This window comes from Alsobacter sp. SYSU BS001988 (assembly GCF_054796215.1).
This window is the reverse complement of record NZ_JBTAMK010000038.1, coordinates 1-4,513: the sequence shown is the minus strand read 5'-3', so window position 1 is coordinate 4,513 and position 4,513 is coordinate 1. Positions and strand designations below refer to the sequence as shown.

Sequence of the window (4,513 nt, the reverse complement as noted above, 5' to 3'; positions counted from 1 at the left end):
TACGCAGGTTCAAACTGACGGATACCGCAATCCGCAAACTCCCCACGGGGCGAAGCTGGGACACGCTCTTGGGCGGCTTCGGCGTGGTCGTCTACCCGAGTGGGAAGGTCCAGTTCATTCTTCGCTATCGAAGTCGGGACAAACGTCAACGCGAGTTTCGGCTAGGGGCTCTCGGGGTGATCAACGCGGACGAGGCTCGAAGGCGGGCGCGGGTGTTCCTCGGGCAGATCAGCGAAGGACGTGACCCGGCGCAAGAACGGCAGCGGCGGCGAGCGGATACACGCACCTTTGACGAGGTAATCGACCGCTACCTCGCGTGGGCAGAAGACCACCATAAGCCCGGATCATTCAAGGAAGTGAGCCGCTTTGCGCGCCTACACATTCGCCGTCACTTCGGGTCGATGCGCTTGTCGGAACTCACACGGGGCCATGTGCAGCAGGTCTTCGACCGGGGGAGGAACACGTCGAATTTCAAGGTCAAGATGATTAGCTGGGCACGAGCGATCTGGGGGTGGGGGGAGCGTCGCGAGATGGTCGGTGACGGAAAAAACCCATTCGTCATAGAAACGGGGACGCCCAGGCCACGGCGCGGTCGTGTCCTCGCGCCTGATGAATATTGTCGGCTGTGGCTCGCCATCGAGAGCCATAGGCACCAGGGTGCCATTCGGAATGTGGCGCTTTGGGCGATAGAATTTCTGATGCTCGCTCCTCTGCGAAAGTCAGAGGCGCTTCGGCTCCGCTGGGAAAGCGTCTATCTGGAAAGGCGGATGATCCTGTTAACTGAGCACAAGACCGACCACATGGATGGTGCAATCAGCATCCACATCAGCGATCCGCTGGCCAAGCTGATTGCTAGAATGCCTTGTGCTTCAAAGTGGCTGTTCCCAACCCCTGCATCGGCCAGCGGCCATATCGAAAGCGTGGACGCTGCTTGGCACCTGATCCGACGCGAGGCTGGACTGGATCAGGGGAGGGATCGGGTCACGCTGCACGATCTCCGAAGGAGTTGGAACAGCGTAGGGGCAGCGCTCGGGTACAGTCCGGCAGCGATGGGCAAGGTTCTCGGCAACTCGCCGCAGGTCAATGAAGCTCACTACTGGCACCTGCCATCTACCCTGAAGCGAGAGATTGCCGACAGAGTAGGGGAGGCGGTCGCCAATTTCGCTACTCTGACAGCCCCTCAATCGAAACCGCCTTTCCGCCAAGACGCGGGATTGAGGCGACAAAATTGAGCGTGCTACAGGGAGGCGTGAATAAGGGCGTCGGGCATCGCACCCTCCCCAGGAGCCCTCCCGGATGATCCAGAACGAGGGTGAGAAGGCAACGGTTGAGGAGAAGGGCATGCCCAACTTCCCCACAACGGCGGAAACCAAGGTTGCGGCCAGGAACGGGTCGGTTCGGTTGCCCTTGGGATTGTAGCTCTCTTTAGCGATGCTCGGCGACAATGGTTGCCAGCGCCCGCGCGCCTCGCCTGATCACGTCGGTTTCCAGCCCAGAGTAGCCAAGAACGAGCCCCACCTCAGTCGGCCTTGGCCCACTTGGCTCATATAAGGGCGAGATGGGGTAAAGACCGATCCCGGCAGCGTGCGCTGCCTCAATCAGGTCGGGCTCCCTTTCGGCGGCTACCCCCTTGAGCCAAGCAACGACGTGGAGCCCGGTTTCCGCTCCCACGATGGTCACCGTTGAGCCGAGTTCGTTTTTTAGCGCCTTCAGCAGCACCGTTCGACGTTCAGCATTACGTTTACGGATGCTGCGGACGTGGCGTTCGTAAGCGCCGCTGTTCAAGAAATTGGCCAGGGCATCCTGTTCCGGGAGTGGAGTATGTCGGTCCGTGAGCCGCTTCGCTTCGGCGAATGGTCGCCGGAGTGCCGGGGGAACAACGAGATAGCCGAGGCGCAAGGTCGGCGAGAGCGTCTTCGAGAACGTGCCGACGTAAATCACGCGGTCGGGTGCGATAGTGTGAACAGGCGGGATGGGCGAAAGATCGTGACGATACTCGCCGTCATAATCATCCTCCACGACCTGAGCGTCATTGCGGGTAGCCCACTCCACCAGGGCTCGTCGGCGCGTGGCCGACAAAACGCTGCCAAGCGGATACTGGTGCGAGGGCGTCACATAGGCTAGGCGGGCTGTAGGCAAATCCTCCGTCCTTAGCCCTTCCCTGTCTACAGGAGTTGGTGACGCAACCCCGCCCACTGCCAGGAATACGTTGCGGGCGAGCACATAGCCGGGGTTCTCGATGACAAATGCGTCGCCAGGGTCGAGCAGCAGCCGCGCGCACAGATCGAGCCCCTGCTGGGAGCCGTTGACGATGACAATGTCCTCGGGCGTGCAGCGGATACCCCGCGCCCGCCACAGGTATCCTTGGGCCGCCGTCCGCAGTGCAATCGAGCCTTGTGGATCGTCATAGCGCAGCCGCGCCGCGCGCCTCAGGGTGGTTGCATTCAGAGCGCGCCGCCAAGCCAGCACCGGGAAGTCTGAGGCCGAGAGGTCGCCGTAGCGAAAATCGGCGATGCGGTGCGCCTGCGTCGGGGTGGGTGCTGCGAGCGCAAGAAGACGCCGGGCAAAAGTCGAGAGACGAGGAGGCTCTGCACGTGCAGCGCCTGCTGCAATCTTCGTCGCCCCGAGACCTTCAGCGACCACTGCACGTGCCCCTGGCCGGGTGACTATGTAGCCCTCTGCAATGAGTTGGCCGAAGGCGGAGGTCACCGTCGTGCGCGACGCCCCCCATTCTGTGGCGAAAGAGCGCGTGGAGGGCAGCTTGTCGCCGGGCTGATACGCCCCGGCGTGAATCTGCTCCTTAATCGCTCGAATCATTCGTCGCGCGACGCCCTCGTCGATCAACTGGCCCACCCTAATCTCACGAAACTGGACGTTCCTTCCGGGCCAGATTGACGCCAATTCTTCCGGCGAGACAAGGAGCATCCCTATGTACACGCCTCCCGCCTTTCGGGACGAAGATCGTGGCAACCTGCTGGCAACGATGCAGGCGGCACGGCTGGCGAACTTTATCACCGCCACGGCAGACGGGCCGCTGGTCACGCCGCTGCCCCTCTTCATCGACGGGGCCGAGGGCGAGCACGGCGTGATCTACGGGCACCTCGCCAAGGCAAACCCGCAGTGGCGCGTCACGCCGGTCGGAGAAGGTCTCGCAATCTTTATGGGACCTGACGCATACGTGACGCCCGCTTGGTATGCGACGAAGCAGGAAACAGGGAAGGTTGTCCCGACTTGGAACTACGTCGCAGTCCATGCGCAAGGTCCAGTTGAGTTCTTCCAGGATGCTGATCGGCTGCTCGACGTGGTGACCCGGCTCACTCACCTGCATGAGAGGGATAGACCAACAGCATGGAAGGTGGGCGACGCACCCGCCGACTTCATCGCGTCCCAGCTACGAGGTATCGTGGGGCTGCGCATGCGCATCACTCGCTTGGAGGGCAAGCGCAAGATGAGCCAGAACCGGAATGATGCTGATCGTGCAGGTGTAATTGCGGGCCTTGCGGCGAGCGAGCGTGTCTCCGACCGCGAAGCGGCTGCACTCATCCCCGCCTGACGTAGATTTTTGTGCCATGCCTGACCTAACTCAGATCGCGCTCTACTCCGTCGCGGCCCTCCTCCTCGCAATTACGCCCGGACCGGGCATCTTCTACGTCGCCGCGCGTACTCTTGCAGGGGGTCGTGCAGAGGGTATCGCCTCCAGCTTCGGCACCGGGATTGGCGGCATGGCCCACGTTGTGGCTGGCAGCCTGGGCGTTTCGGCGCTCGTGCTCGCGAGCGCCGAACTCTTCACCGCACTCAAGCTGATCGGGGCCGCCTACCTCGTCTGGATTGGCTTTCACACCTTCCAAGCAGCCCGTCGCAACGCCGCCCTTGCTATGGCTGGCGTTCCTGCAAATCCGCCAATGGGCACGCGGCGTGCTTTTCGAGATGGCATAATGGTTGAGGCGCTGAACCCAAAGACAGCGGCTTTTTTCCTGGCCTTCATACCTCAGTTCGTGAACCCGACCGCAGGGAGCGTCGCCTTGCAATTCGTGGTGCTCGGTTTTCTCTCAGTGGCCCTAAACACGCTTGCCGACATCGCAGTGGCGTACGCGGCAAGCGGCATCCGAGAGGGTGCAGCGGCGCGTCCAAGAACGATCCGCCGCCTGCGACAGGTTTCGGGCGGCGTGATGATCACCTTGGGGATCGGCCTCGCCCTCGCGAAGCCGGTATCTGACCCAGACGGCCTGTTTTAGCGGTAGCCTGGGATCAGGGTTTCGCTGCTAGCGTCGAGAATTGTGCGTTCCGTCGCTAGACAGCATCGCCGGACTACCGGGCACTGAAGGCGAGACACTGGCGTCTTATCGACCGTTCCGGTTCTTGGTCCAAAGGCGGATTTGGGCAGGTTCTTCTGTCCTGGCATGGTCATAAGACAAATCCAGAGATGAAGCCCTGCTCGTCCCGCTGACCGCTGCGTCCGCCCCTGCTGCCCATCGTGCGCGTGCCGCTACTCGCTCCACGTTGCCCTCGGCAT

At 62.0% G+C, this 4,513-nt stretch carries 4 protein-coding genes; 3 read left to right on the top strand and 1 reads right to left on the bottom strand.

Features of this window, described 5'->3' with window-relative positions; translation table 11 throughout:
• Positions 1-1,232, top strand: a 1,232-nt coding sequence (locus ACYVO7_RS25625; RefSeq protein WP_460452589.1) for a tyrosine-type recombinase/integrase, incomplete at its 5' end; no start/stop codon positions are given.
• A gap of 193 nt (positions 1,233-1,425) precedes the next feature.
• Here ACYVO7_RS25625 and pdxR read toward each other — a convergent pair.
• The gene (gene pdxR / locus ACYVO7_RS25620; protein ID WP_460452588.1) at positions 1,426-2,925 is read right to left on the bottom strand and encodes a MocR-like pyridoxine biosynthesis transcription factor PdxR; all 1,500 of its coding nucleotides are present in this window, start codon (positions 2,923-2,925) and stop codon (positions 1,426-1,428) included.
• A gap of 4 nt (positions 2,926-2,929) precedes the next feature.
• On the opposite strand from pdxR, the gene ACYVO7_RS25615 reads away from it, so the two are divergent.
• Both ACYVO7_RS25615 and ACYVO7_RS25610 read left to right on the top strand, forming a co-directional pair.
• Entirely contained in the window at positions 2,930-3,553 is a 624-nt protein-coding gene (locus ACYVO7_RS25615) for an FMN-binding negative transcriptional regulator (RefSeq protein ID WP_460452587.1), read from the top strand.
• A gap of 16 nt (positions 3,554-3,569) precedes the next feature.
• Entirely contained in the window at positions 3,570-4,235 is a 666-nt protein-coding gene (locus ACYVO7_RS25610; RefSeq protein ID WP_460452586.1) for a LysE family translocator, read from the top strand.
• Positions 4,236-4,513: the final 278 nt, after the last annotated feature.